Source organism: Holzapfeliella saturejae (genome assembly GCF_037546065.1).
Taxonomy (GTDB): domain Bacteria; phylum Bacillota; class Bacilli; order Lactobacillales; family Lactobacillaceae; genus Holzapfeliella; species Holzapfeliella saturejae.
Map to the genome: position 1 here is coordinate 1,009,383 of NZ_JAWMWG010000001.1, position 26,245 is coordinate 1,035,627.

The following is a 26,245-nucleotide window of genomic DNA, read 5'->3' on the forward strand; positions in this document are numbered from 1 at the left end:
GCTATTTAGTCCTTTTCTGTATTGAAATCTTGTAATTGTCCTTCTTCGTTCATGAGCTTATTGACAGTATCTTCAGCACTCACTAATTGTTTTTGAAGCGATTGGCTTAATTCAACACCTTTTTTGAATTGATCAAGTGCTTCTTCTAAAGGAACTTGTGCATTTTCTAAGTTTTTAACAATCGTTTCGAGTTCTTGTAACTGAGACTCAAAGTTAGGTGATTCAGCCATCTTTATTCTCCTTTTTTATTTCACGTACATCTACTAGTGCACTACCATCTTGATAGTGAACAGTTAGGGGTTGATTAACAGCTAATTGGTCAACTGTTTTAACTAGCTGTCCTTGATGATTTTCGGTATAAGTATACCCTCGTTTCATCGTGTTGAGTGGGCTTAGGGCATCTAGCTGATTCATCGCATATTGAACACGCGTATTTTGGTGATGCAACAACTGTTTAAAATGATATGTTAGCTGACGAGTTTGGTTATTGACCAGGGTTTGATAGTGATTAATGCGTTGACTTAGCAACTTACCGTCAACTTGTTGACTTATAATTTCAAACTGATAACGCTTTTGTTTTAAAATCTGATTAGTCGTTTGCTGCAATCGATTGGATAATTGATCAACTAATTGGAGTTGTTGTTCGTAAATACGACTAGGATTTCTTAAAAATGGGTTATCGGTTAAATTAGTTAAAGCTTGCTTGCGATAAGTTAACTCTTTTGAAATTGATTGATAAAGTCGACCTTTGGCTTGCGTTAAGTAATTAAGTACATCTGGCAAATTAGGGGTTGCTATTTCAGCTGCAGCTGTTGGTGTTGCTGCACGAACATCTGCCACTAAATCACTTAAAGTGGTATCGGTTTCATGACCAACAGAACTAATAATCGGTAACTCTAAATGATATAAAGCACGCACAACTTGTTCTTCATTAAATGGCCATAAATCTTCGATTGATCCACCACCTCGACCAATGATTAACGTCTCAAATTCGAGATTACTTTGCTCGACTTGCTGAATAGCTCGTATCAAACTATCTTTTGCTTTTTCACCCTGTACTATTGCTGGAAACAAGACAATCTGACATTTAGGGTAGCGTCGTTGAACAGTCGTTATAATATCTTGGATAACTGATCCTGAAGGGCTCGTGATTACCGCTATCTTGTTGGGGAATTTTGGGATTTGTTTTTTTTCAGCTGAAAAAAGGCCTTCACTAAATAGTTTTTTCTTAAGTTGCTCATAAGCTGCATACAGTGCCCCAATCCCATCAGGCTGCATATTATCAATATAAAATTGATAACTACCTGTTGGTGGATAGATACTGATATGTCCTTCTATCAGCACTTTCATACCTTCTTCAGGCGTAAATTTCACCTTTTGAAAAGCCGACTTGAACATCACCACATTAATTTTAGACTGATCATCTTTAATTGAAAAATACTGGTGGGTATTTGGACGCATTCTAAAATTAGAAATTTCTCCTGTTAAGTATACTTTTTTTAGATAAGGGTCTAGGTCAAATTTTCGCTTTAAGTAAGACGTTAAAAGCGAAACACTTAAATACTTCTCTTCTGTCATAATTAAACACGCTTTTTGGCTATTTCAATAGTTTGTTCCATTAATGTCAAAATTGTCATTGGACCAACACCACCAGGAACTGGGGTCATAGCACCTGCTACTTCAGACACATCATCAAAGTCAACATCACCCACCAGTTTATCGTTTTCGTCACGATTCATTCCAACATCAATAACTGTCGCACCTTTTTTAACCATATCTGCAGTAATAAAATGTGCTTTACCAACTGCACTGATTAAAATATCCGCTTGTTTAGTAATTGATTTTAAGTCCTTTGTTTTTGAATGAGCCATAGTTACCGTCGCATCAGCATTCAGCATTAAAGCTCCCAATGGACGACCAACAATGTTACTACGACCAACAATTACAACGTGTTTGGAAGCAGGATTAATTTCACTTTCTTCAAGTAAAGTCATAATGCCACCAGCTGTTGAAGGGATAACATTGGGGTTGTTTTGCCACAAGTAACCAAAGTTAATTGGACTAAACCCATCTACATCTTTGTAAGGCGAAACAGTTTGGACAACTTTTTCTTCATCGATATGTTTTGGAAGTGGCAGTTGAACCAACATAGCATCAACTGTTTGGTCTTGATTTAATGACTCAATAGAAGCAATCAATTCCTGTTCAGTAACGGTTTCATCAAATCTAATGAGCTCAAAATCAAGTCCTAATTCTTCAGCTCGGCGTTTTTTATTACGCACATAAATTTCACTCGGACCACTATGTCCCACCAAGATAACACGTAAACTCGGTGTTACACCTTTATTCTTAAGGTTTTCAACTTCTAGACGTAAATCTTCTTGTCTTTTTTGGGCAATTGCTTTTCCGCTTATCAGTTTAAACATAGTTTTCCTCCATTATATTTAAAGCTGGTATACAAAAATATACCAGCTTCTTCATTATTGCTTACTAAAATTTGATAATAACCCATTAATAAACTTCTTGGATTTGTCGTCACTAAATTCGTCAGCCAAATTCAAAGCTTCGTTAATAGCAACAGCCGTTGGTGTTTCAGTGTACTTCAATTCATACAAAGCCAATTGTAAAATTGCAATATTAATCTTAGCAATTCGATTGAATTGCCATTTATCACTCAAACGATCATCAATGACTTGATTTAATTCATCTTTCTTTGAAGCAACACCTTTAACCAGTTGTTCTAGATAGTCTGGTAAAGTTTCTTCTTCATTTAGATAGTGGTCTTTAACAGTTTCAAGAGCTTGTTCTGCTGTCAGCTCACTACTTAATTGAATAAAGTTTGCTTGAAGTGCTGCTCGACGGATATCATGTTGGTTCATATTTGGCTCTCCCTTAATCAGTCATTTCCTCGTCAAATAAAGCATCGGGGTCGATTTTTTCAGGTTTTTGAGAAACAAGACCAACAACATGAATATTAATTTCATCTAGTTTCAAGTCAGTCATTTGTTTAAGTTGTTCTGTCAATTCTTTTTGAAGTGTTAAAGCAACCTGTGGCACACTAACACCATATTTCAAGTAGACATAAACATCTGTTTTTAACTGATTGTGTTCGTTAACTTCAATCGTGACACCTTTACCACGATTAATACGACCAAATAATTCATTTAGATTATTGCCGAAAGTGCCACGCATTTGGTAAACACCTTCGATTTTAGTTGCTGCAATTCCTAAAATAATTTCAAGTACGTGAAGGTTAACTTTAATTTGATCATCTGATCCATCTTTTGCTAACAAAATTGCTGTATCTTCTGCCATATCGACACCTCTACTTTACTAATTTACTAGTTTGCGCGAGAAATATATGTTCCATCTGTTGTGTTAATACTTAATACGTCACCTTCATTAACGAAGAATGGCACTTGTACAACAGCTCCTGATTCCATTGTAGCAGGTTTTGAACCACCAGAAGAAGTATCTCCACGGATTCCAGGCTCTGTTTCAGCAACAGTTAATTCAACTACTTTAGGTAGTTCAACACCTAATAATTCATTTTCAAACATTGTTACGTTCACAACCATGTTTTCTTTCATGAATTTTAATTCTTCTGCAATTTCATCGTTTGGCAATTCAACTTGTTCGTATGTTTTGGTATCCATGAACACATGTTTATCACCATCAGCGTATAAATATTGCATTTCATTGTTATCAATTGTTGCTTTTTCAACTTTTTCACTTGAACGGAAAGTTTTTTCTTGAACAGCACCTGTTCTTAAGTTACGTAATTTAGTACGTACAAACGCACCACCTTTACCAGGTTTTACGTGTTGGAATTCATTTACTTTCCATAGTTGTCCATCAAATTGAATTGTTAAACCATTTTTTAAATCATTTACTGAAATCATGTATTTTTCCTCCGCTTTTACTTGTACTTTATAATATCAATTTTAATATGTATAGTGCAAGATTATAATTTGATTAATTCGGCTTTAGGTAAGCTAGTTAAAACTTCTGGTTCACCATCAGTTATTAACACATCATCTTCTATCCTAACACCGCCAAGTCCTGGAACATAGATGCCAGGCTCAATTGTAATAATCATATCTTTTTGTAATGTGACATCTTTAAATGATAGTCTTGGATCTGTTAACTCATGAACATTCAACCCAATACCATGTCCGATGCCATGCCCAAAGTATTGCCCATAACCACATTCTTGAATATATTTACGAGCTGCACGATCAACTTCAAGTCCTGTGCAACCAATTTTTGCCTTAGCCGTCGCACGTCGATTAGCTTCTAAAACAATGTGATAGATTTTTTTGAGTTCATCAGATACTTCACCTACTGCAAAAGTTCTCGTAATATCTGACGTATAACCCTTATAGTAACCGCCAAAATCAATCGTCACTAACTCATTCTTTTCAATCTTCTTATCACTAGCAGCTCCATGTGGCCAAGCACTACGATAACCTGAGGCCACAATCGTTTCAAAACTAATATCAGATAACCCATCTTGCTTCAATTGAAAGTCTAATAAATTAGCAATTTCTTTTTCGGTAATACCAGGAGTGATTTTAGGTAATACTTTTTCTAAACTTTGTTCTGAAATTTCAATTGCTTTTTTTATTAAGGAAATTTCACCTTCATCTTTTATCATTTGAAGTTGTTCTACCCACTGATGACAAAGCGTTAATTCAATTGCACTCAGAGATTCTTTTAAATCGATAAATAAAGAAGCACTAATATCATCACCTTCAACAACTAGTTCAGTAAGTTTTTGTTTTGTAATTACTGTTGCGAGTTCTTGAAGTAGCGAATTGGTTTTATTATAAATAGTGACCTTATCATCAACTTCTGTTTCAATTTGAGCCATAAATCTGGAATCAGACATCAAAATTGCATTTCCTGATTCAGTTAATAATAATTGCGCTTCATCGCCAGTAAAACCAGTTAAATAACGAATGTTTTTTTCGTTAAATACTAGCATAGCTTGTGTTTGTTCTTTAGTTAGCTTTTGGTAAATTTGTTCTCTTCTTGTTTGATAAAGATTCATACTTCCTCCAATAAAAAAAGGCTGAATAATTTCAGCCTTTTAAAAGTTATTATTTAGCTTGTTCTAATGGGTAAACTGAAACTTGTTTACGGTCTCTACCTAAACGTTCGAATTTGGCAACACCCTCGATTTTTGCAAATAGAGTATCATCGCCACCACGTCCAACATTTTGACCTGGGTGGATTTTTGTACCACGTTGTCTAAATAAAATTGAACCTGCTGTTACAGTTTGACCATCTGCACGTTTAGCACCTAAACGGCGACCAGCAGAGTCACGGCCATTGGCTGTAGAACCTCCACCTTTATGTTTAGCAAATAGTTTAATATTGTTAAGATCTAGCATTTCTTTCACCTCTCAAAGTCATTAAATTAAATTAAGCTTTAATATCTTCAACAACCACTTTTGTATAAGGTTGACGGTGACCTTTTTTAGTATGGCTGTGTTTTTTAGGTTTGTATTTGAAAGTTACAACTTTCTTTTCTTTACCTTGTTTTTCAACTTTAGCCACAACACTAGCACCTTCAACAAAAGGAGTACCAACTTTTGTAGATTTGCCGTCGTTCACAAGAACAACTTGATCAAATGTTACGTTTTGGCCTTCTTCAACGTTTAATTTTTCTACGTAAACAGCTTCGCCTTTTTCGACTTTGTACTGTTTACCACCTGTATTAATAATTGCGTACATATTGTACACCTCCTGAAAATGTATTCTTAGACTCGCCACTAAACAAGGTGCCTAACGGCTTAAAACCTTGAGCGTGCGGTTGCAGATGTGAGGTACACAAATACAACTACTTAATAGTATCAAATAAGTAATAAGACGTCAATTTATTCAGTCAAATATTCGTAAAATATTTCTTTTAAAAAAGTTTATATTTTTTGTTGACACATAACCCGATTCTAGATATACTGTTTAAGTAATGTTTTGACACAGTAGCTCAGCTGGATAGAGCAACGGTCTTCTAAACCGTAGGTCGTGAGTTCGAATCTCACCTGTGTCATCAATAACTTCATTTAAAAGGACTAACTCAACTGAGTTAGTCCTTTTTTGTTTATCTCATGTTAAAAGGTTTTAATTTGTTTGCAAACAAGATAAAATTATCATTAACTAATAATTAATTTTTTAATATATGGAGGACTTAAATGAATTACAATCAATATGCGAGACTAGATTTACCGCTAACGCAACAACTAGACGAACTCAAACAATTAGACTTTATTTCTGAAAACTACAATAAACTTTCTTTTTCAAATAATATCTATACCGCTTTTAGCAATTTCTTTCCGGAAGTCACTTCAAGTGAAGGTTTAGATTATAAATTCAATTTGCTTGCAATTAATTCAAAAGAGACACTAAAGGATTGGTTAATTGACGACCAATCGTCATTGAGCAACTCAGAGTTTTATGCCTTGGCCTTGCAGCTACTAAATTACGAAGCTAATCAAGACTTTGACTTATCAGACCCTATCCAATTAATGAAGAACAATCAGCTCCCTTTCATCACCGATGCAACAATCGATGACTCTAATTTCAGTTCAGCTTTGTACCTATTACTAAACACACGTGCTAAAAACGGATTCGAGTTAATCGATAATTTAGCTGATAAAGGCTTCTTTTTAAAATACATCGAAAACCCCAACTTTAATCAACATTTATTTTTTAATGGTAAAGCTTTGCCTGTGTTTGATGCACAAAACATGATTAGAGAAGTTGTTTATATTGAAAGTGATTTAGATACGGACTTAGACGGCAAACGTGATTTACTACAAGCAACTGTCTTTAGACCCAAAGAAACAGACTTCGGTCTAAAAGTACCCTCTTTGTACACAGCTAACCCCTACTTTGGTGGGACTAACGATGACAAAGATGATCTGCATAATGTCGATGAAAACTTAACTGCTGTAACAGCCGAAAATCAGCCTTCTTTCAAAAAAGCTTCTATTAATACTTTTGAAAAAACAACACCCGACTCAAAAAATGCTCAGTCTGCCGAAGAACTTGCAACTAGACAACGCATCTATCGCTTGAATGACTATTTCTTCGCTCGTGGTTTTGCTAATGTCTATGCTGGCGGATTCGGCACTAGAGGTTCTGATGGTTTACGTAATACCGGGGATCCAAGTGAGACAATCTGTGCCAAAGAAATTATTGAATGGCTAACCGGCGATAGAATTGCTTACACTTCTCCTGCAAGAACAAAAACGACAACTGCTTTTTGGTCTAACCATCACATTGCAATGACAGGTAAATCTTATCTAGGAACACTTGCTACGGCCGTGGCAAGTACTGGTGTCAAAGGATTAAAAACCATCATTTCAGAAGCCGCCATCTCCAGTTGGTATGATTACTATCGTGAAAATGGATTAGTTATTGCTCCTGATGCTTGCCAAGGTGAAGATTGTGATGCTTTAGCTGTTGTTTGTCAAAGTAACCTAAAAGATAGCGGTCATGCTATTAAATTACAAGAACAATTCGATAAACAACTAGCCTACTTGCAAGAACAACAAGATCGCACAACAGGTCAATATAGCGAATTTTGGGAAATCAGAAATTATCGTCATCAACTAAAGAAACTTAACTGCTCTTATATTGGTGTTCACGGGCTTAATGACTGGAATGTTAAGCCTAAAAATGCTTATAAACTTTGGCAAGAATTAGAAAAATTACCTATTAAACATAAACTGTTCCTTCATCAAGGTGAACATATTTATATGAACAACCTAGCTTCGATTGATTTCACGAATATGATGAACCTCTGGTTATCAGAAGAACTGTTAGATCAACCTAATAACGCCTATAATCAATGGCCCAATGTCTTGGTTCAAGATAATGTCAAACCTGATACCTGGCATGGTGAAACTACTTGGCATAATAATCTTGGTGAAAAACAGTCTCAAGTTTTATCTGAGCTAGCTTCTGAAAAAATTAAACAGTTTACAGATAATGGTCAAACTTTCAAAAAACTAAATCTTGATGCTAAACACTGGGAAAACGAATTTATCAAAGGTGAATTATCAGAATTAGCTTCTGAACAAATTAAAATCAGACTTCCGCAAAATGAATCTGAATCAATTTTGGTAGGAAGACCCAAAGTCAACCTATCGGTCGCTTCATCAATGAATAAAGGCCAACTTTCTGTCATGTTAGTTGACTACCAAAAACGTCATCGTTTATCAATTGTTCCTCAAATTATTGAAATGAATGCACAACCTCTAGGTTATCAGTTTGCCTACGAAACATTGCGAGAATTCAAACCTCAAACTCAATCAACTGATTTCAAATTGATTGCCAAAGGACATGCTAATTTGCAGAACTATCAAGGTAAACAAGCAGTCAACATTAACCCGGATGAGTTTTATGATTTGAGCTTTGAATTACAACCTACCTATTATTGTCTTCCAAAAGATAGTCAATTAGGATTGATTATTTACAGCACTGACGTTGGTATGACTAAGCGTCCGTTAGAACAAACCACTTATACCATTGATTTAACTCAGTCATCATTTGACTATTCAATTAAATAATAAAAAGCCAACTCTCACGGGTTGGCTTTTTATTATAAGATGCTGTGCATGATAGTCAATAATTGTTGCTGACTGGGTGTTAAAACGTAATTTATTCGATATACAATGCTCGTGATGAATTCCGGTTGTTCGTGATCTAGTAGTTCCAAACAAACAACCTCATCTTTGTTGTAATCAACTATTTTAGTAAAAAAACCAATCCCGACATTTTTACTAATTAATTTCATTAGGATATGGGTATTATTAGATTTGAATACAATATTAGGCCTGAAATGATTTCGCCGACTCAATTTATTAAATGCAGTATTGTGAACAAAATTACTGTCAAAAAAAACAAAATCATCATGACGAATCTCGTTAAAGTAAATCCGTTTTCGATCAGCTAAAGGATGAGACTTTGAGACATAAATACAAAAGGGCTGTCGATCAAATTCGTCTGCTATCAGATTTTGATAGGCCAAAGGCTCAATTGATCCCAATAAAGTTAAATCAACATTACCATCTCTCACAGCATTTCTTAAGGCTATTGATCCGCCTTCGACTGTATGAACATTCGAGAGTAGTCCCTCCTGAGCTAGCCTCTCCCCTATTTTAGGAAAATAGTGATTTTCGATAATCGGAGGTAATCCCAGCACAATCTTATTTTGTGTTAAATTATTGATTTCTTGATGGGCTACTTCAATTTCATGTAGGACAACTTTTGCATGTTCTGCCAATTGCATCCCGCTTGGTGTGGGACTGACTGTATTATGAATACGATCACGCACTAGCAAGGCTGTACCAAATTCTTTTTCGAGATTTTTGATTGCTGTTGTGACTGTTGGCTGACTTACTTCAAATTTCTCAGCTACTTTTGAAAAATTTTTTTGATTAATAATTTCTTGAAAATAAGCTAGATGTTTAATGTTCATAATTAACTCCCATTATGACAGTGTTTTTAGATATACTATAAAATTAATTTATAGTATATCACAAGTTTGACTATAATATTTTGATAGTTCTAGGATAAGAAACGTACCTAACTTAAAACCTATAATTGAAAGGAACATCAAAATGTTACATAATCAATCTATTTTAAATAATCCCTTTTTAAACAAAGGAACTGCTTTCACAAAAGAAGAACGCCAAAAATTAGGCTTAACTGGAACTCTTCCTAGCCAAGTTCAAACACTTGAACAACAAACAACACAAGCCTACGCTCAATTTCAAAGCAAAACGACACCACTTGAAAAACGTATTTTTTTGATGACACTATTCAACGAAAACAGAACGTTATTCTATCGTTTAATGGATGACCACCTTGTTGAGTTTATGCCTATTGTGTATGATCCTGTAGTTGCAGATTCTATTGAACAATACAATGAACTATTCTTAAATCCTCAAAATGCTGCATTTGTTTCTGTTGATGCACCTGACGATATCGAAGACACGCTAAGAAACGCAGCTGGTGGCCGTGATATTCGCTTAGTTGTTGTAACAGATAGCGAAGGAATTCTAGGTATGGGTGATTGGGGAGTTAACGGTGTTGATATCGCAATCGGTAAACTGATGGTTTATACTGCTGCCGCAGGTATTGACCCCTCACAAGTCCTTCCCGTCAGCATCGATGCGGGAACTAACAATCAAAAACTATTAAACGATCCTTTATACTTGGGTAATCGCCATGAAAGAGTGACAGGCGACCGTTACTATGAAACAATCGACAAATTCGTTCAAGCAGAACAAAAACTATTCCCTGAATCACTACTGCACTGGGAAGACTTTGGTCGTTCAAATGCTCAAGTTATTTTAGATAAATACAAAGATAAAATTGCAACTTTTAATGATGATATCCAAGGAACTGGTATGGTTGTGCTTGCTGGTATTTTAGGGGCATTAAATATTTCAAAAGAAAATATCAAAGACCAAAAAATTCTAACATTCGGTGCCGGAACTGCTGGCATGGGAATTGCTAACCAAATTATGGACGAATTAATGCAAGAAGGTTTAACGGAAGAAGAAGCTAAACAACACTTCTATGCCGTTGATAAGCAAGGCCTATTATTTGAAGATACAGCTGATTTAACGCCAGCTCAAAAACCATTCACCAGAAAACGTAGCGAATTCACTAATGCTGATGAATTAACTAACTTGGAAGCTATCGTTAAAGCTGTACATCCTACGATTATGATTGGAACTTCTACTCAACCTGGTGCTTTCACCGAAACTATCGTCAAAGAGATGGCTGATCACACTGAACGTCCTATCATTTTCCCATTATCAAACCCAACCAAATTAGCTGAAGCAACTGCCGAAAATCTAATTAAATGGACAGATGGTCGTGCATTAGTCGCAACAGGCATTCCTGCAGAAGATGTGGACTATAACGGCGTTTCTTATCAAATAGGTCAAGGAAATAACGCTTTAATGTACCCTGGTTTAGGATTTGGGTTAATTGCTTCAACAGCTAAATTACTTAATAAAGAAACATTATCTGCTGCTTGTCATGCTTTAGGTGGGATTGTTGATACTTCAAAACCTGGTGCAGCTGTCTTACCTCCTGTTTCAAAAATTACAGAATTTTCACAAAAATTGGCAGAAGTTGTTGCTCAAAGCATTGTTGACCAAGGTCTAAATAAAGAGCCAATTCAAGATGTCAAAAAAGCTGTAGCTGATATGAAATGGACACCTGAATATCAAGACATTAATAATGACTAAATTCAACATTAAGGGGTAGTTTTAAAATGGCAGTTTTATGGAATTCAATTCAAAGCGTTCTCGTCGTCGTTTTGATTATGGTACTCGGTTACATTCTTAGACGTTCAGGATGGTTCGACAATAATTTTGCTGGAACCATTTCAAAATTCATCAAAAATATTGCATTGCCCGCTTCAATCTTTGTCTCCGTCTTAAGTCGATTATCACGCGATCAATTATCAAGTTTTTCTTTATATCTGGTCTATGCTTTCATTAGTGTAATTATTGGTTATATTATCGCCTTTGTATTAGCTAAAGTCATGAAAGTTCGTCCTGGACGTCGAGGCGTTTTCATTAATGCAATCGTTAACGCTAACACAATATTTATTGGTTTACCTTTGAATATTGCGCTATTTGGCGATAAAAGCATGACTTTCTTCTTAGTCTATTACATCGTTAATACCGTTTCGACTTGGGCATTTGGTGTCTTCTTAATTTCAAATGATGACCCAACTAAACCCAAAGAAAAAACCAAACGCCAAATTGATTGGAAGAAAGTTCTACCAATGCCTCTAATTGGTTTCTTAGTTGCTCTTGTCTTTTTACTATTAAACATTCCAATCATGAAAGTTTCGTTTGTGAGTTCCGCATTAACTTATGTTGGAAACTTAGTGACACCTTTATCATTAATTTATATTGGAATTGTCTTAGCTGATGCCGGATTAAAAAGTATTAGTTTTGACCGTGATACCACTGCAGCTTTAGTCGGTAGATTCATTGTATCGCCTATCGTTATGATTTTAGTATTAACAGCTGTTAAAGGTATGGGGGCTGATTTACCAACACTTGCTTCCCAAACATTGATTGTTCAATCAGCAACACCTATGCTTGCTGTTCTTCCTATCTTAGCTAATGAAGCTCATGGGGATGTTAAATATGCAACTAATATTGTAACAACAAGTACTGTGTTATTTATCATTGTTGTTCCAATACTAATGTCAATTATTCAATTCATCTAACTTATCTCATAAAAAACACGCTACTTTTTCAGTAGCGTGTTTTTTATATCATTATCTTAATCTAACTAAAAGCAGCTGAATATCTTAATGTTCCCTCTACCCCAGTTAATGCACCATCACTCAATGGTTTAATTAAAAAGGCATCTTCAGGTACTTCAAACGGTGGTTTAACACCATATTGTTTTGCTGGAACATATCCAAACTTAGCATAGTAACTTGGGTGGCCCAAGATACTAATGTAAGGATAGTTAAGCTCTTTTGCACGGGATTCAAGAACTTGCATCATTTCTTTTCCCACACCACTTTTTTGATAATTTAAAGCCACCTCAATAGGTGCGAGAACTAGTCCTGTTAGACTATTTTGATTAGTTTGAATGTTGACTTTGCTCAATAACCCGTGTCCGATAATATCATTGTCTTGAGTAGCCACAATTTCTAATTCTGAAATATAATCTTCTTTTGATGCTCTAATTTTATCAACTAATTCAGCTTCTTCACCATATCCAAATTCTGTCTGTGTGAAAACTGTTCTAATTAACTGATCAACCGCTTTATAGTCTTGTGGTTTAATAGTTCTAATTATCATTTATATCACTTTCTTTATTTTTAATTAACCTAAAAATCTTCTTAATTTACTCATTTTTTCAATCAATAAAGTTTGAACTTCTGTATCTGAAATACTAACTAAGTCAGTCGCTAATTGTGAGTGTTGAGCTTGTTCTGTTGTTCTAGGACCTGCTTCAATGTCAAAACGTTGCGTTAAATCGGCAACATCTGCTTCAATTTTACCAAATGCTGGATTAATTTGTTTTAAAACAGCCATTGCTTTAGGACTGTAAAATCCTAACACGTGTTCAAAATCACGTTTCATATTTGGATAATAGCGTTGTAGAATTGACCATTCATCTGCTGTTAATTTGCTCAAAGCCTGTCCTGCACCAATAATTTCTGGCGGAATTCCTACTGAATATAGTGATCCAGTAAAAGTAATGGCACGTGGCATTTTGTAGCCATCAACATCACGAGAATAACCAATCATTCCAACGTGTTGGTGACGGTCACGACGTTTTGGAAAGGCATCAAAAACGGATTGCAAATCATTAATTAATGGGTCTAGTGTGTTGTGATATTCATGTGCTGTTTTAGCTGCAATTTCAAGTAGGACTTTTTCATCAGCTTCATCAACAATATTAAATTCACTTTGACGTAATCCATTACGCAACTTATCAATTGCTGTTTTAACTTCTTCAATTGGATAGTCATAACGGAAAGCTGATTGTACCGTTGCTGTTTTAAGTCCTGGGAATTCTTCTAGATAACGATCAACAGATTTTGGTGAAAGACCCCCTCTAAAGATTGTACTTCCTACCCCAGCAATTGGATAAACTGGCACGCCACTTTCTTTTGAGAACGCACCTAATCTTGATAAGGCCAATTTATTTCCAATAATACTATTTAAAAAGCCATTTGAAAGAGCTGAATCTGAACCAGCCAAAAATACACGCAGATATTCAATTGGACGACCAAAGTGTTTTTCATACATTGCCATATATTGCTTCAAAATTTCAGGTGCACCTAATTGAGACTCAAAACTTTCAAATAACGGAATCATTTGAAGTTGTTCACTATTTGGATGTGTATTTTCAAATTCTTTATTTTTAAATTGAGCAAGTGAAGCAAACTTATCTTCCATTGCGATTAACTGATCTGCACTTTTTGTCATCGGCAATACCGCTTCAAATAGTGGGCGTTTTTTGAATTTTAAATCATCGGCAAAATCTTCAGCCAACATCATAGTGGTCATAGCTTGCATTAAGCTATAACCTTTTTCTTCCCAAATGTTAGGCAATCTAAAGGTTAAGAACTTGTCATCACCTAGTTCATGTTGTTTGAAATACTCATATTGTTTGGTGTACAAACGACTGATTACAGAAGAATCAGCATGTTTTCCTTCCCAATCCCACATATATTCATCAGCATCTAATGTTGAAAAGTTAGCATAAGCTTCATCAATTTCTTCAAAAGCTGAAACAAATGGGCTGTGATGTTTTTTAAAAAACGGAATGTTAGCGTTATCTGGATGTTGTGTCCCCATTACGTTAGGTATCATTCTGTCTGTCAATTAATTGTCCTCCTGTATTTAATAGCTAGTTAATTAGTTATGAATAGTTTGTAAATAATCACGAATACGGTCCATGGCTAGTTGAATATCTGCTTCAGAAGCTGCGTATGAAAAACGAATATAACCTTGTCCACCTTTTCCAAAAGCACTTCCTGGAATAACACCAACTTTGGCTTTTTCAGCTAAGGCTAGTGCAAATTCATAAGAATCTTGTGTGCAGTATTCTGGAATTTTAGCAAATAAATAAAATGCACCATGAGGCTTAGCCATTTCAAAGTTCATATCTGTTAGTTCATCAACAATGAGATCACGACGTTTTTTATAAATATCACGCATAGCAAGAGCATCGGCATCCCCATTATTCAAGGCTTCTGTTGCGGCAACTTGTGCAGGATTAGAAGGTGAAGTTACCATAAAAGCATGCACCTTAGTAACTTTTGACATGAATTCTTTTGGCCCACAAACGTAACCAATGCGATATCCTGTCATAGCATGAGATTTAGACAGACCATTAATATAAATTGATTGTTCAGGCAATAACTTAGCGATTGAAAAATGTTCGACACCATAAGTTAATTCACAATATATTTCATCTGTTACAACGAAAATATCATGTTGCTCAATAACATCAGCTAAAGCTTTAACAGTTTTTTTATCGCATTCAACCCCTGTTGGATTGCTTGGATAGTTAAGTAAAACTGCTTTAACCGCTGATCCTTCTTCTTTAATGACTTCTTCTAGTTTTTCTGGAGTTAGTTGAAAGCCTGTTTGTGAGGTATCAACCATAATAGGATGTGCCCCTAGTAGTTCAATAATTGGAAAATAAAGTGCAAATGTTGGCGTTGGCACGATGACTTTATCACCTGGATTTAGCATCGTTTCAAAAGTAGCATAAATAGCTTCTGTTGCCCCAATTGTGACAATAATTTCATCTTCTGGATTATAATTTAAATCTTGTTGACGTTTTAAATAATCAGAAACTGCTTTTCTTAGCTCCAATTTACCTGTTTGAGCTGAGTAATGAGAATCATTATTTTGAATACTTTGTACTGCAGCATTTTTGATGTGTTCAGGTGTATCTAAATCAGGTTCTCCAATTGTTAATTTCACAATATCTTCGATAGCTGAAATTTTTTGATCAAAACTTCTAATTCCTGACGGATTAACTAAGTCTAGTTTTTCATTGTACGTTGTACTTAATTTTGATGATAAATCTGGCATGACAGTCTCCTATTTCCCTAAATTATTATTCAGAAGAGTAGCTATTAAAATATTAGACAAAAAAAGATTCTTTTGTCTGGGCAGACAAAAGAATCTAAATACTTTAGATGTCAATTTGTCGATAGCACTCCATAAGTTTTAATCTTATGACAGTTTATGATTTATTCAACCATACCCCAACATCAAATCATCACAATTCTTTGATGTTTCGGCAATATCCCCTCACTCAATTAACTAATACTATTGTGATAGCGAGTTAACGAGCTATTGTCAATTGCGACCTCTTCTACTAAATTAACTATAAGTTATTTTTTCGTGTAATTCAACCTTACATTTCATTTTTGTCTAATCGTTTACTAATGATAAGTAACTAAAACAATAGTTTGATTAAAACAACCGCACCGAAAACTTGCACTAAACTAATTAATAAACCATAACCTAGGAATCGACTACCAGAATCCTTAATTGTTTTCAATTTTAAGTTTAAGCCAATCCCTGCAAGGTTAATGATACCAAAAAAGCTAGTTAATTCTTTTGCAACATGCGTCAATTGAGTAGGTAAATTAACATAACTATTCATTAGAATAAAGATGATAAAAACCAAAATAAACCAAGGTACTTTGATATAGTGTTTAATTGACTTTTTAGTTTGCGAAACTTTTTGGCTCTTTCCCTGAGCCATCTTTGCAAAACTAATAACGACTACTGATAATAAGATTACTCGCAACATTTTGAATAACGTCGCATATGTTGTCACATCTTGATTAATTAAAGAAGCAGTCCCAACAACTTGACCAACTGATTGGACAGTTCCACCAATCAATGCACCTAAAAGTAAATCTTGTTTACCCAGTACAACAGGCCCAATAATTGGCAAAACAATTAATAAAACAATCCCTACTAAACTAACCATTGCTACAGCAGTTCGTCTTTCGTCATCATTGGCTTTAATCTCTGGCGACACAGCTGCTATTGCACTTGACCCACATACAGCGTTACCTGCAGCCATTAATAATGATGATTTTTGAGAGACTTTAAACACTCGCTTTCCTAGTAAAATAGCAACAATAACGGTTAACATCATCTGCAATACAATAAATAAAATTCCATTAATCCCTAAAGACTCTATTGTTTTGAGTGTTACGGTCAGCCCTAACAACGCAATTCCTATTTCAATTGGATATTTTTCTGACCATTTAATACCCGAATTAAGTTGAGGCTGTGTCAAAACCGTATTACCTAGTAAAATCCCCAGTAGCATTGCTAAAGACTCTGCTCCGATAAAAGGCAAATACACTGCCAAGTATTTAGCAACAATAGAAACTACTAGTGTTACAGCTATTCCGGGTAAGAACGCTTTTTTTATTTTCATATTTTTCCTCTCCTTCAATACAGGCATAACTATACCATATTCCTCATATTAATATTTGTTTAATAAATAATAACTATATATACTATTAATAAACTTAATAATAATTCAGAAAGGAATTTTATGTTTAAATTATTACGTACCTTTGTTGCTGTCTATGAAACACTGTCATTTTCACAAGCTGCTAGTCAGCTTTTTTCATCTCAACCCAGTCTTTCTTTACACATCAAACAGCTAGAAGAACATTTAAACACACAGCTATTTATCAGAAATGGTAAGGCTAAATTAGAACCAACACCAAATGCAACTAGACTTTACCAAAGTACCACGAAGATTCTTAAGGAATGGCAAGCTATTCAAACAGATATTAGTGATAACCCCAAAAAATACGAGTTGCTATTTGCCTGCTCTCAAACCAGTGCCCATACTTTCGTGCCTCATTTACTTTCGCAACTATCGCCTTCTATTTACAACACGTATGATTTGACTGTTGAAGTTCATAACTCCAAAGAAATATTAGATAACGTTTTAAATCATCGTTTTGCTTTTGGAATAGTTGAAAAGCCTATTCACCATAACTTAATTATTACTGAAAAAATCAAAACGGACCAGTTAGTTTTGGCTGGTAATTTACAATCGGATACTTGGTTACTGCGAGAAGAAGGATCGGGTGTGTATCATTACACTAAAAAATATCTCAATCAACATAATATTGTTCCTCAAAACAGTATTGTGATTAAAAATAACCAATTAATCGTTGATCTTTTAAAACAAGGTGTTGGTAAATCCATCGTCAGTCTAGATGCAATCGATGATTCAATTAAATTTCAAACATTAAACGACTCTTTTTTGAGACATTTTTACTTAATTTATCAAAAATTTGAAACTCATCCATCAATTACCAATTTTATTAACGACATAAAAAAAGCTATCTGAGTAATTTTCAGATAGCTTTTGTCGTCGGTTATTAATACAATTCCATGTATTGGTTTCTTTCCCATTCAGAAACAGTTTGACGGTATGCTGACCATTCTAATTTCTTAGAGTCAATAAAGCTTTGAGTTAGGTGATCACCTAAGGCTTCTTTAATCACTTCATCTTTAGCAAATTCATCAACGGCTTCATTCAATGTTCCTGGAAGATCAGTGATGTGATTTTCACGACGTTCTTCATCTGTCATGTGATAGATGTTACGGTCAACTGATTCAACTGGCAATTCTTTTTCTTCAAGTCCTTCAAGACCTGCTGATAAGATTCCTGCAATAGCTAAGTATGGGTTAGCTGCTGGGTCAACACTTCTTAATTCAAGACGAGTTCCAAGTCCACGTGATTGTGGCACACGGATAAGTGGTGAACGGTTTGTTCCTGACCAAGCAATATAAACAGGTGCTTCAAATCCAGGTACCAGACGTTTGTATGAGTTAACAGTTGGATTGTTTAAAGCTGTTAGTGCTTTAGCATGGTTCAAGATACCAGATAAGAAGTACATTGCTTCTTTAGATAATTGGTTATCTGTATTTTCGTCAAAGAAGACATTGTTACCATCTTTAAATAGTGACATATTAATGTGCATCCCTGATCCATTAATTCCTTGTAGAGGTTTTGGCATAAATGTTGCATGTAAACCGTGTTTTCTAGCAACAGTTTTAACTACTAATTTGAAAGTTTGAATTTTATCAGCTGCTTCTAGAGCATCTGTATATTTAAAGTCAATTTCATGTTGTCCTGGAGCTACTTCGTGGTGACTAGCTTCGATTTCAAAGTTCATTTTTTCAAGTTCTAAAACAATGTCACGACGTGTGTTTTCACCTAAGTCAACCGGAGCTAAATCAAAGTAACCACCTTGATCGTTTAAATCAAGTGAAGGTTTGTTATTTTCATCTAGTCTAAATAAGAAGAATTCTGGTTCAGGTCCAATATTAAATGCTGAGTAACCTTTGTCTTGCATTTGTTTTAAAACACGACGAAGATTGTAACGAGGATCACCTTTAAATGGTGTACCATCTGGCATATAAACATCACAGATTAAACGAGCTACTTTGCCTTGTTCAACTTCCCAAGGGAAAATCAACCAAGTTGATAAATCTGGATGTAGTAACATATCACTTTCTTCGATTCGAACGAATCCATCAATTGAAGAACCATCAAAAGCAGCTTCATTATTCAAAACTTTTTCTAATTGACTAACGGGTACTTCAACGTTTTTGATAGCTCCGTTAATATCTGTAAACATTAATCTTAAAAACTTAACATTTTCTTGCTCAACAATTTCTCTAATTTCTTGTTTTGTATATGCCTTTGACATTTTATTTCCTCCGTCGTAATTAACCTTTACTTTACAAAATTAGTAGTGCTGATTAGATGAACCAAAAGGACTATTATTCATCATCTCATCAAATAATAACCGTCGAGCCTGCTTATCATTAACCGACTTTTGACGACGCTTTTGACTATCGAAGTAAGCACGGATATCTTCAATATTGAATCCATCACTAAGATGTTGCTTGATAATCAATAATGTATCAACTTGATTCAGTGAGTATAACCGTTGTTTACCTTTAGTCCGATAGACTTCAATTAATTTTTGATCTTCATAATAGCGAATTTGACGAGCTGTTAATCCAGTCAATTCCATCACAATCGAAATCTTTAATAGCGGTTGTGATTTTCTTTTTTTTATCTCATCCATTTTTCATACCTCATCAACACATCAATAGAATAACAGCCCTTTTTAAGATAAACAACCTATAATGTTAGGTTTTCTAACATCATTTTGTTAACCAATTGTTAATTTCTTTAAAAACATGATAATACCGGGTGTCTTTCTTAACTGAGTCAATCCAATTCACAGGTAATTTATTTCTAAAGTAAGTTAACTGACGCTTGGCATAACGTCTTGAACTTTGTTTAAGCAGGTCAACTGCTTCTTGTTCAGTTATTTGATGCTCAAAGTACGGGAAAAATTCTTTATATCCAATAGCTTGTTTTGCTTGATAAATTTTATCTTGATGACTGTAAATTAAATTAGCTTCCTCTAAAAGTCCATCAGACATCATCTGATCAACTCTTTGATTAATTCTTTGATACAACAGTTCACGCTCGGTATTGAGACCTACAATGTAAGCATCGTATTTAACAGGTAGTTCTTCTTGTTGTTTAGAAAACAAATGACCTGTACTTTTAATTACAGTAAGCGCTCGAATCAAACGGCGATGATTTTCTTTAGGAATTTTATTGGCTGCAACAGCGTCTTGCTTAAATAACAACTGCCAAAGATAGTCTTCTCCCTTTTCTTCAAGGAGATTTTGATATTCTGCTTCGATTTTTTGGTAGTGTTCATCTTTTTCTGCCCCTAATTTAAAATTATGTATGAGCGTGTTGAGATAAAATCCAGTTCCCCCAACAATAATCGGTAGTTTGCCACGAGCTGTAATTTCTGTGATTTTTTGATCAGCTTGTTCAACAAATTCTTTAACAGAAAATTCGTCATAAATACTCTGTGTATCAATCAAATGATGCACTGCTTGATTTTGTTCTGATACTGTTGGTTTTGCCGTAGCAATGGCAACTTCTCGATAAACTTGCATGGAATCCCCAGAGATAATTTCACCATTAAATCGCTGAGCTAATTGAATACCAAAAGCAGTTTTTCCGACAGCAGTCGGTCCTGCTACAATTAAGATTTTTTTCAATTTAAATAGTCCTTTATTAATATATTTCTAAAATTATGATAAAATCAATTTAACAATTCAAAGGAGGAATTTCAGATGGCTAAAAAATTTTTAGGTGGCGTTTTAACAGGTACTGCTTTAACAGTTGCATCTCTTGCTGGGGCTGCATTTACATTTAAGAAAAAAGTAGTTGAACCAGAAGAACAAGAAGCAGCACGTATTGAAGAAAACCGCCGTCGTGCAATTCGTAAGAGTTTATCCGCACATCGTCGTGCAAAATAAAGACTAATCAAATAAAAAAGCTTGGTTAATAACCAAGCTTTTTTATTTTAGTAACTTTTTTTGGAAGCTTTTGTTTTGCCTTCCCAGTCTCGATAACCTTTTTTTAACCACTTAACATTTTTAAATCCTTTTTTGTTAACAAGATATCTTGCTGCACGTACACAAATGCTTTGGCCATCTGCATACAAGTAAACAGGCAAGTCAGGTCTCATTTCAGCAAAAGACATTTTAAGTTGAGTATAAGGTATGTTACGAGCGCCTAAAATATGAGATTGATCGAACGCATCTGTTCCACGTAAGTCAATAATTTGTGCTTTGCGCATAGTGCTTTGAAAATCTTCATTAGACAAGGCACCCGCTAATTTTTTGCTGTAAAAGCGGATGTACAACCAATTAAATAAGATTGCCAACACAATAATTGCTAAAACAACGTATAAAACTAACATGTCGAAATCCCCTTATACTTTTTTATTGAACGATTAGTGAAGCAGCTCCGATAACACCTGCTTCATTTCCTAATGAAGCTAAACGTAGCTTAGTTGAATTTCTAACGCTTGGAAATGCTGATTCTTCAAATGCTTCAGTTGTTTTATTTAACAATAAATCTCCAGCAGCAGAAACCCCACCACCAATAACAACAAAGTCAGGGTTCAATGTATTAGAAATATTAGCTAATGCGTAACCTAAGTAATCACAAATACGGTTAATAACACGCACAGCCAATGGGTCATCTTTTTTAGCTAAATCAAATACGATTTTTGCGCTAATTTCTTCACCTGCATCAAGCAAGCGTTTTAGTGATGAGTTACCTGCGTATTCTTCTGCTAAATCTCTAGCAACACGAACAATACCTGTTGCACTAGCAACTGTTTCTAAACAACCATTGTTTCCACAAGTACATTTGTAGCCGTGGCGTTCAACGATAATGTGACCAATTTCACCAGCAGCACCAGCAGCACCATGTGCGATTTGGTCATTAACGATGATACCACCACCAACACCAGTTCCAAGTGTTGCAAACGCAACGTTAGAAGCGTTATCACCAGCACCCTTCCATTTTTCACCAAGTGCGGCTACATTAGCATCGTTATCGATAAAGACAGGAATTCCTGTTCCTTCTTCAATGTCGCGTTTAGGGAAAACAGGTTTACGCCAGTTTAGGTTATAAGCGCCAACAACTGATCCATCTTTTTGATTAACACTACCAGGAGAACCCATTCCAATACCGGCAAACTGTTCTGGTTTCATGTGGTAAAGATTCAAGTGATGGTTGATAGATTTGATAATATCAGGAATGATGTGTGAACCGTCATCCAAAATATTAGTATCTTCAGCCCAACGTTGTTGAATCTCCCCATTTTTAGTTAAAATAGCGAACTTAATTGTGGTGCCTCCTAAGTCAACACCAATTAATTTTTTATCCACGTTGTTCTTCCTTTCTTTTTTCAACTTCATATTCATGTTGTAAAACCACTTTGGCAGAAATAAATTCTTTTTGGGTGATGAGCCCCGAATGATAAATATTATCTAATTCTAGCGCCATCAACTCAATATCCCACTTACGTTTGCCAACATAAACATAAATATTGAACCGCTTTAATAATTGTTGAACATCATACAATTGTTTCATTAAATCGAAACCTGCATTCCTATTCCAATTAAAATTAATGTCAAGATTATAGTAGCAAAAATCGCAACTATTCGCCATCTTGTTGCATATAATTTTTGATTTTTTTGACCACCGAATATTATACCAAATAATACACCAAATAATAAGCCTCCAAAATGGCCTTGAATATTAATATCAGAAATAAATAAATCCATCACCAAATTCAAGATAGCCAAGGCTAAGAATTGTTGTTTGATTGCTGTCATAGCTGGCGTTTGATTATCCCACACTAACGCAAGGACTACCCCAAATAAACCAAAAAGACTCGTACTTGCACCTGCTGAAACTGTCATATCTGAGCCAAATGCCAACGACATCAAATTACCACCAATTCCCGTTAGTAAAAAGATGCTTAAATATTTAAGTTTACCCAAAGTAGGTTCTAAAAGCTGACTAACATAGTAAATCATAACAGCATTAGACGCAAAATGTAAAAAATTGATGTGAATAAATTGTGCCGTAATTAACCGCCACCACTGGTTGAAAATAACAACTAGCGGGTTAAACAGTGAACCAAAGTTAAGTAAGGTTCCCGAGTCTATTGCACTACCAAAAAGTGCTAATCGTCGACTGCTTAAACATTCAAATACAAACACGAGGGCCATCACACCTAAAAGACTATAGGTTACAACAAGATTTGAATTAATAAATCGTTTAATTTTTTGCAATTGTTAGACTCCTTTACTATTCACTGGGAATAATTAACTCGTCAATTGGGACATCCATCATAGAAATTGGCCAGTCTGCTGTTTCAAAAATCATCGGTGTTAGTGCTAAGGTCAATGTTTGCATTTGATACTGATTTAAGAAACGGTCAAAATAGCCGCCTCCAAATCCAACACGATAATGATGATTTTGACTAATGGCCAAACAAGGAGTGACGACTAAATCTAATTGATTTTTGACAGGATGATCAAGATTTGGCTCAAGTACACCAAATTTTGATTTAACTAATTGGTCACCCGAATGATACGCGACAAAATCCATTCGCTTATGAGGTCTAACCTTAGCTAAATAAACAGATTTATTCATCTCAAGCAATGCCTCAATCAGTGGTAATGTATCTACTTCGAAGTCCTCACCGATAGTTAGTCCAATATTTTGTGAAGCTTTGACTTTAGGATGGGAAACAAACTGATGAAAGAGATTAATTTCTTCTCTTTGCTTTTGGGTCGTTTTAGCAAATTCTTGCAATCGATTCAGTTGCATCTTTCTGAGTTCAGTTTTATCCATAATAAAAATCCTTTTGTATATTAAAAAAACAACAGGTCAGCCCTGCTGTTTTCATTATTTTGTTTCACGATGAAGTGTGACATGTCTCTCACGAGGGCAGTACTTCTTTAGTTCTAAACGTTGTGGGTGGTTACGTTTATTTTTCTTTGTTAAGTAAAGACGTTCGTGACAAGATGTACACTCTAAGTTAATATTTACGTTCATGTTGATGACACCCCCTAAATTCTCTATGATGCATTTAACTCATACATGATAACATTATTTTTTGGAATTTTCCACTATTTTTGTGGATTCAATTTAAAGTAATTGGTGAACATTTCATGTGCAACATCCAAGTTGTAATGTCCTTGAGAGTTGACATCTAAATCTGGAAAGACTACAGAAATTGCAATTTGTGGGTCGTCTGCTGGTGCATAACCAACAAAACTTGAGGTCGTTGTCTCAGGAGCATTTGGATTTCCAGGATTGTCAGGATCATAATAGAAAGTTTGCGCTGTCCCGGTCTTGCCGGCTACAGAAGGTTCAATATCTGCTAATGTATGAGCAGTTCCCCACGCATTGTGGCCGTGTACGACTTGAGAAAATCCTTCTTTAACAACTTGCAATTGTTCTGGTGTGAAGTCCACTTTGTTTAGCACTTCTGGAGAATTGGTATGTTGTGTAATAAAGGCTTTATTATCATCTGTTGTTTGCCCTATTGACTTCACTAAATAAGGTTTCATACGATAGCCCCCATTAGCAATAGTTGATACGTATTGTGCTAATTGCATTACTGTGTACCCATCATAGTTCCCAAATGATAAAGCTAAAGCCGAACCAGAAAGTAAATTCCCTTTACTATCGAAAGGACGACCTGGATACCCAGCAACTTCACTTGGTAAATCAATACCCGTTTTAACTCCTAATCCAAATTGAGAATAGATATTACGCATTTGAACGAATGCATCTTGTGGCATCGTAATATAGTTATTAGCTACATAACCAGCTTTTAACCATCGTAACGTTAACTGCATCATATAAATATTAGAAGACACTTCTAGTGCCGTCTGTGCATTTAAGGATGAAAAAGTACCCAATGGATAAACTGATTTCATAACGGGTGTTCCTCTTAAATAAATCGCTTCTTCAGGTAAAGTATTAGATTGTGGTGATATTGCACCATTCATCAATCCACCTAAAACTGTAGCACCTTTAACAACAGACCCCATCGTGAAGGCATGATTAATTGTTCCAAGTGCGTCACTATATGTCTCACCTGTTTTTGGATTACGACCAATACCCGCAATACCTAAAATAGCCCCTGTTTTGGGATTAGTTGCAACAGCATAGGCACCAGCTGAGTATTTCGTTACACCGTCTGCTTGTGCTTTTTGATAGTATTTATTTAAACTATCTGAAATCATTTGTTGGTACTGTAAATCTAATGTAAAAGTCAAACTACTTCCCTTTGCGCCAGGATAAACCGTATTGATTTCTTCAATGGTGTTGTCAGAAGATGAAATATTAACTTGGTTAAGTGCTTTTGTCCCTCTTAAAATCGGTTCGTATTGACGCTCTAAATAACTCGTTCCAACACGGTCATTTCTAAGATAGCCTTGTGTTAAATAATATTGCAAGCGATCACTTGGTAATCCTGCTTGCTCACTTGAAACACGTCCAATAATACTTTGAACTGAATCACCGTTTGGATAAACACGTGTCCAGTCTGTTCCAATATTAACTCCTGGCAATTCAGATAAATGTTCAGCAACTAAAGCAACTTCTTTATCCGTTAAATTATTATTTTTCACGTAAACTGTCGAAAGCATTGAAGCTGCACTGATTTTACGTAATATAATAGCTGCTGACTTTTGTCTATCAGAAACTTGTGGCTTTTGACTAATATAATACTTCACAGCATTAGCATAAATCTGTGTACTTGATAAATTTGCTGAATTGGTTTGATCCTTTGGCATCTTGTTTAAAAGATCACTGTAGTTACGTGTATCACTCAAATAATAAGTGGCTAAATCTTGATTAGTTGCGCTTTCCCCATCTAAAGAGATATACTGACTAAGGTCGTCACTAATTTCTTTCATACCTTTGGTAGTTAGATTCATACCACGAGTATAGGTGATGGCGTTTTTTGATTCATTTCCAACCAAAACACGGCCCTTTGAATCATACATAATTCCTCTTGGAACATTGGCTTGAACTAGATTTCGGTCTGATGTGTCAACTTCGGCGCGAAACCGACTCCCATAGTTCAACTGCAAGTGCCCTGATTGGATAATGAGTAACGCAAATAAAATAAAAATAACGCCCAAAAGAATGTTCATTCTTGTCGGGATGGAAGAGGTGCTTTTTTTTGTAGAATTTTTTAATTTTTTTAAATATTTCACAATAATTCATTCCTTAATATAAT

At 35.1% G+C, this 26,245-nt stretch carries 29 protein-coding genes, 1 tRNA gene, 1 riboswitch and 1 other annotated feature; of the genes, 6 read left to right on the plus strand and 24 right to left on the minus strand.

The genetic code is table 11. From position 1 onward, the window contains the following. Positions 1–5: 5 nt before the first annotated feature. From R4Y45_RS05005 to rplU, 9 genes are all read right to left on the minus strand, one after another. On the minus strand, positions 6–230 hold the full coding sequence (locus R4Y45_RS05005; protein WP_339969899.1) for an exodeoxyribonuclease VII small subunit: 225 nt from the start codon (positions 228–230) through the stop codon (positions 6–8). Then, entirely contained in the window at positions 223–1,578 is a 1,356-nt protein-coding gene (xseA, locus tag R4Y45_RS05010; RefSeq protein ID WP_339969901.1) for an exodeoxyribonuclease VII large subunit, read from the minus strand. The genes R4Y45_RS05005 and xseA overlap by 8 nt, the downstream gene beginning before the upstream one ends. Positions 1,579–1,580: 2 nt before the next feature. Further along, complete coding sequence (locus tag R4Y45_RS05015; RefSeq protein ID WP_339969903.1) at positions 1,581–2,426, minus strand: bifunctional 5,10-methylenetetrahydrofolate dehydrogenase/5,10-methenyltetrahydrofolate cyclohydrolase; 846 nt, start codon at positions 2,424–2,426, stop codon at positions 1,581–1,583. A gap of 54 nt (positions 2,427–2,480) precedes the next feature. Further along, positions 2,481–2,879 (minus strand): transcription antitermination factor NusB, encoded by a 399-nt coding sequence (gene nusB, locus R4Y45_RS05020; RefSeq protein ID WP_339969905.1) that lies wholly within the window; start codon positions 2,877–2,879, stop codon positions 2,481–2,483. A gap of 13 nt (positions 2,880–2,892) precedes the next feature. After that, a complete protein-coding gene (locus R4Y45_RS05025; RefSeq protein WP_339969907.1) occupies positions 2,893–3,315 on the minus strand; it encodes an Asp23/Gls24 family envelope stress response protein in 423 nt (140 codons plus the stop codon). A gap of 26 nt (positions 3,316–3,341) precedes the next feature. Further along, positions 3,342–3,902, minus strand: a complete 561-nt coding sequence (efp, locus tag R4Y45_RS05030) for an elongation factor P (RefSeq protein ID WP_339969910.1) — start codon at positions 3,900–3,902, stop codon at positions 3,342–3,344. A gap of 62 nt (positions 3,903–3,964) precedes the next feature. Further along, positions 3,965–5,053, minus strand: a complete 1,089-nt coding sequence (locus tag R4Y45_RS05035) for an aminopeptidase P family protein (RefSeq protein ID WP_339969912.1) — start codon at positions 5,051–5,053, stop codon at positions 3,965–3,967. 49 nt (positions 5,054–5,102) lie between these two features. Further along, positions 5,103–5,396, minus strand: coding sequence for a 50S ribosomal protein L27 (gene rpmA, locus R4Y45_RS05040; RefSeq protein WP_339969914.1), 294 nt, complete (start codon positions 5,394–5,396; stop codon positions 5,103–5,105). A 31-nt stretch (positions 5,397–5,427) separates the two neighbouring features. Then, positions 5,428–5,739: a 50S ribosomal protein L21 gene (gene rplU / locus R4Y45_RS05045; protein ID WP_339969916.1), complete on the minus strand. Its 312-nt coding sequence runs from the start codon at positions 5,737–5,739 to the stop codon at positions 5,428–5,430. Between the two features lie 18 nt (positions 5,740–5,757). After that, positions 5,758–5,830 (minus strand) — a sequence feature (ribosomal protein L21 leader region). Positions 5,831–5,981: 151 nt separating this feature from the next. Between rplU and R4Y45_RS05050 the strand changes: the two genes are divergently transcribed. Together R4Y45_RS05050 and R4Y45_RS05055 are read left to right on the plus strand one after the other, a co-directional pair. After that, a tRNA-Arg gene (locus R4Y45_RS05050) sits at positions 5,982–6,055 on the plus strand. A gap of 142 nt (positions 6,056–6,197) precedes the next feature. Then, the gene (locus R4Y45_RS05055; protein ID WP_339969918.1) at positions 6,198–8,579 is read left to right on the plus strand and encodes a Xaa-Pro dipeptidyl-peptidase; all 2,382 of its coding nucleotides are present in this window, start codon (positions 6,198–6,200) and stop codon (positions 8,577–8,579) included. 32 nt (positions 8,580–8,611) lie between these two features. Here the strand turns inward: R4Y45_RS05055 and R4Y45_RS05060 are convergent, their stop codons facing one another. After that, positions 8,612–9,490: a LysR family transcriptional regulator gene (locus R4Y45_RS05060; RefSeq protein WP_339969920.1), complete on the minus strand. Its 879-nt coding sequence runs from the start codon at positions 9,488–9,490 to the stop codon at positions 8,612–8,614. A gap of 142 nt (positions 9,491–9,632) precedes the next feature. Between R4Y45_RS05060 and R4Y45_RS05065 the strand changes: the two genes are divergently transcribed. Both R4Y45_RS05065 and R4Y45_RS05070 read left to right on the plus strand, forming a co-directional pair. Beyond that, positions 9,633–11,276, plus strand: a complete 1,644-nt coding sequence (locus R4Y45_RS05065; protein ID WP_339969922.1) for a malolactic enzyme — start codon at positions 9,633–9,635, stop codon at positions 11,274–11,276. A 26-nt stretch (positions 11,277–11,302) separates the two neighbouring features. Next, entirely contained in the window at positions 11,303–12,274 is a 972-nt protein-coding gene (locus R4Y45_RS05070; RefSeq protein WP_339969924.1) for an AEC family transporter, read from the plus strand. Between the two features lie 61 nt (positions 12,275–12,335). On the opposite strand, the gene R4Y45_RS05075 is transcribed toward R4Y45_RS05070, so the two are convergent. The 4 genes from R4Y45_RS05075 to R4Y45_RS05090 all read right to left on the minus strand — a co-directional run bounded on the left by R4Y45_RS05075 (position 12,336) and on the right by R4Y45_RS05090 (position 16,989). Beyond that, complete coding sequence (locus R4Y45_RS05075) at positions 12,336–12,860, minus strand: GNAT family N-acetyltransferase (RefSeq protein ID WP_339969926.1); 525 nt, start codon at positions 12,858–12,860, stop codon at positions 12,336–12,338. Positions 12,861–12,884: 24 nt separating this feature from the next. Continuing rightward, entirely contained in the window at positions 12,885–14,369 is a 1,485-nt protein-coding gene (gene ppcA, locus R4Y45_RS05080) for a phosphoenolpyruvate carboxylase (protein WP_339970261.1), read from the minus strand. A 60-nt stretch (positions 14,370–14,429) separates the two neighbouring features. Beyond that, positions 14,430–15,617, minus strand: coding sequence for an aminotransferase class I/II-fold pyridoxal phosphate-dependent enzyme (locus R4Y45_RS05085; RefSeq protein WP_339969928.1), 1,188 nt, complete (start codon positions 15,615–15,617; stop codon positions 14,430–14,432). 114 nt (positions 15,618–15,731) lie between these two features. Then, positions 15,732–15,911, minus strand: a riboswitch (Lysine riboswitch). Positions 15,912–15,987: 76 nt separating this feature from the next. Then, positions 15,988–16,989, minus strand: coding sequence for a YeiH family protein (locus tag R4Y45_RS05090; protein WP_339969930.1), 1,002 nt, complete (start codon positions 16,987–16,989; stop codon positions 15,988–15,990). A gap of 120 nt (positions 16,990–17,109) precedes the next feature. On the opposite strand from R4Y45_RS05090, the gene R4Y45_RS05095 reads away from it, so the two are divergent. Beyond that, positions 17,110–17,922 (plus strand): LysR family transcriptional regulator, encoded by an 813-nt coding sequence (locus tag R4Y45_RS05095; protein ID WP_339969932.1) that lies wholly within the window; start codon positions 17,110–17,112, stop codon positions 17,920–17,922. 31 nt (positions 17,923–17,953) lie between these two features. Here R4Y45_RS05095 and glnA read toward each other — a convergent pair whose 3' ends face one another. The 3 genes from glnA to miaA all read right to left on the minus strand — a co-directional run bounded on the left by glnA (position 17,954) and on the right by miaA (position 20,678). Then, positions 17,954–19,291 carry a type I glutamate--ammonia ligase gene (gene glnA, locus R4Y45_RS05100; protein WP_339969934.1) on the minus strand — a complete coding sequence of 446 codons (1,338 nt, stop codon included), beginning with the start codon at positions 19,289–19,291 and terminating at the stop codon, positions 17,954–17,956. A 39-nt stretch (positions 19,292–19,330) separates the two neighbouring features. After that, positions 19,331–19,675: a MerR family transcriptional regulator gene (locus R4Y45_RS05105; RefSeq protein WP_339969936.1), complete on the minus strand. Its 345-nt coding sequence runs from the start codon at positions 19,673–19,675 to the stop codon at positions 19,331–19,333. A 79-nt stretch (positions 19,676–19,754) separates the two neighbouring features. Next, positions 19,755–20,678, minus strand: a complete 924-nt coding sequence (gene miaA, locus R4Y45_RS05110; protein ID WP_339969938.1) for a tRNA (adenosine(37)-N6)-dimethylallyltransferase MiaA — start codon at positions 20,676–20,678, stop codon at positions 19,755–19,757. 75 nt (positions 20,679–20,753) lie between these two features. Between miaA and R4Y45_RS05115 the strand changes: the two genes are divergently transcribed. Further along, positions 20,754–20,939 carry a DUF3042 family protein gene (locus R4Y45_RS05115; protein ID WP_339969940.1) on the plus strand — a complete coding sequence of 62 codons (186 nt, stop codon included), beginning with the start codon at positions 20,754–20,756 and terminating at the stop codon, positions 20,937–20,939. A gap of 47 nt (positions 20,940–20,986) precedes the next feature. On the opposite strand, the gene R4Y45_RS05120 is transcribed toward R4Y45_RS05115, so the two are convergent. The 7 genes from R4Y45_RS05120 to R4Y45_RS05150 form a co-directional block, all read right to left on the minus strand. Then, entirely contained in the window at positions 20,987–21,385 is a 399-nt protein-coding gene (locus tag R4Y45_RS05120) for a rhodanese-like domain-containing protein (RefSeq protein ID WP_339969942.1), read from the minus strand. Positions 21,386–21,407: 22 nt separating this feature from the next. Beyond that, positions 21,408–22,364: an ROK family glucokinase gene (locus R4Y45_RS05125; RefSeq protein WP_339969944.1), complete on the minus strand. Its 957-nt coding sequence runs from the start codon at positions 22,362–22,364 to the stop codon at positions 21,408–21,410. Then, complete coding sequence (locus tag R4Y45_RS05130) at positions 22,357–22,569, minus strand: YqgQ family protein (protein WP_339969946.1); 213 nt, start codon at positions 22,567–22,569, stop codon at positions 22,357–22,359. Before R4Y45_RS05130 ends, R4Y45_RS05125 begins: the two co-directional genes overlap by 8 nt. Beyond that, a complete protein-coding gene (locus tag R4Y45_RS05135) occupies positions 22,569–23,276 on the minus strand; it encodes a rhomboid family intramembrane serine protease (RefSeq protein WP_339969948.1) in 708 nt (235 codons plus the stop codon). The genes R4Y45_RS05130 and R4Y45_RS05135 overlap by 1 nt, the downstream gene beginning before the upstream one ends. 16 nt (positions 23,277–23,292) lie before the next feature. Next, on the minus strand, positions 23,293–23,841 hold the full coding sequence (locus R4Y45_RS05140) for a 5-formyltetrahydrofolate cyclo-ligase (RefSeq protein WP_339969950.1): 549 nt from the start codon (positions 23,839–23,841) through the stop codon (positions 23,293–23,295). Positions 23,842–23,895: 54 nt separating this feature from the next. Further along, positions 23,896–24,045, minus strand: coding sequence for a 50S ribosomal protein L33 (rpmG, locus tag R4Y45_RS05145; RefSeq protein WP_082618877.1), 150 nt, complete (start codon positions 24,043–24,045; stop codon positions 23,896–23,898). A 74-nt stretch (positions 24,046–24,119) separates the two neighbouring features. Further along, the gene (locus R4Y45_RS05150; RefSeq protein ID WP_339969955.1) at positions 24,120–26,222 is read right to left on the minus strand and encodes a peptidoglycan D,D-transpeptidase FtsI family protein; all 2,103 of its coding nucleotides are present in this window, start codon (positions 26,220–26,222) and stop codon (positions 24,120–24,122) included. Positions 26,223–26,245 lie beyond the last annotated feature (23 nt).

Excerpts from the sequence above, each read along its gene's own strand:
- R4Y45_RS05015 (WP_339969903.1), bottom strand. The coding sequence starts at position 2,426 with ATGTTTAAACTGATAAGCGGAAAAGCAATTGCCCAAAAAAGACAAGAA.
- glnA (WP_339969934.1), bottom strand. The coding sequence starts at position 19,291 with ATGTCAAAGGCATATACAAAACAAGAAATTAGAGAAATTGTTGAGCAA.
- R4Y45_RS05005 (WP_339969899.1), bottom strand. The coding sequence starts at position 230 with ATGGCTGAATCACCTAACTTTGAGTCTCAGTTACAAGAACTCGAAACG.
- R4Y45_RS05085 (WP_339969928.1), bottom strand. The coding sequence starts at position 15,617 with ATGCCAGATTTATCATCAAAATTAAGTACAACGTACAATGAAAAACTA.
- R4Y45_RS05060 (WP_339969920.1), bottom strand. The coding sequence starts at position 9,490 with ATGAACATTAAACATCTAGCTTATTTTCAAGAAATTATTAATCAAAAA.
- R4Y45_RS05070 (WP_339969924.1), top strand. The coding sequence starts at position 11,303 with ATGGCAGTTTTATGGAATTCAATTCAAAGCGTTCTCGTCGTCGTTTTG.
- xseA (WP_339969901.1), bottom strand. The coding sequence starts at position 1,578 with ATGACAGAAGAGAAGTATTTAAGTGTTTCGCTTTTAACGTCTTACTTA.
- rpmA (WP_339969914.1), bottom strand. The coding sequence starts at position 5,396 with ATGCTAGATCTTAACAATATTAAACTATTTGCTAAACATAAAGGTGGA.
- rpmG (WP_082618877.1), bottom strand. The coding sequence starts at position 24,045 with ATGAACGTAAATATTAACTTAGAGTGTACATCTTGTCACGAACGTCTT.
- R4Y45_RS05105 (WP_339969936.1), bottom strand. The coding sequence starts at position 19,675 with ATGGATGAGATAAAAAAAAGAAAATCACAACCGCTATTAAAGATTTCG.
- R4Y45_RS05115 (WP_339969940.1), top strand. The coding sequence starts at position 20,754 with ATGGCTAAAAAATTTTTAGGTGGCGTTTTAACAGGTACTGCTTTAACA.
- R4Y45_RS05075 (WP_339969926.1), bottom strand. The coding sequence starts at position 12,860 with ATGATAATTAGAACTATTAAACCACAAGACTATAAAGCGGTTGATCAG.
- R4Y45_RS05140 (WP_339969950.1), bottom strand. The coding sequence starts at position 23,841 with ATGGATAAAACTGAACTCAGAAAGATGCAACTGAATCGATTGCAAGAA.
- R4Y45_RS05055 (WP_339969918.1), top strand. The coding sequence starts at position 6,198 with ATGAATTACAATCAATATGCGAGACTAGATTTACCGCTAACGCAACAA.
- efp (WP_339969910.1), bottom strand. The coding sequence starts at position 3,902 with ATGATTTCAGTAAATGATTTAAAAAATGGTTTAACAATTCAATTTGAT.
- R4Y45_RS05065 (WP_339969922.1), top strand. The coding sequence starts at position 9,633 with ATGTTACATAATCAATCTATTTTAAATAATCCCTTTTTAAACAAAGGA.
- rplU (WP_339969916.1), bottom strand. The coding sequence starts at position 5,739 with ATGTACGCAATTATTAATACAGGTGGTAAACAGTACAAAGTCGAAAAA.
- R4Y45_RS05095 (WP_339969932.1), top strand. The coding sequence starts at position 17,110 with ATGTTTAAATTATTACGTACCTTTGTTGCTGTCTATGAAACACTGTCA.
- ppcA (WP_339970261.1), bottom strand. The coding sequence starts at position 14,369 with ATGGGGACACAACATCCAGATAACGCTAACATTCCGTTTTTTAAAAAA.
- R4Y45_RS05035 (WP_339969912.1), bottom strand. The coding sequence starts at position 5,053 with ATGAATCTTTATCAAACAAGAAGAGAACAAATTTACCAAAAGCTAACT.
- R4Y45_RS05090 (WP_339969930.1), bottom strand. The coding sequence starts at position 16,989 with ATGAAAATAAAAAAAGCGTTCTTACCCGGAATAGCTGTAACACTAGTA.
- R4Y45_RS05025 (WP_339969907.1), bottom strand. The coding sequence starts at position 3,315 with ATGGCAGAAGATACAGCAATTTTGTTAGCAAAAGATGGATCAGATGAT.
- nusB (WP_339969905.1), bottom strand. The coding sequence starts at position 2,879 with ATGAACCAACATGATATCCGTCGAGCAGCACTTCAAGCAAACTTTATT.
- R4Y45_RS05130 (WP_339969946.1), bottom strand. The coding sequence starts at position 22,569 with ATGAAACAATTGTATGATGTTCAACAATTATTAAAGCGGTTCAATATT.
- R4Y45_RS05120 (WP_339969942.1), bottom strand. The coding sequence starts at position 21,385 with ATGTTAGTTTTATACGTTGTTTTAGCAATTATTGTGTTGGCAATCTTA.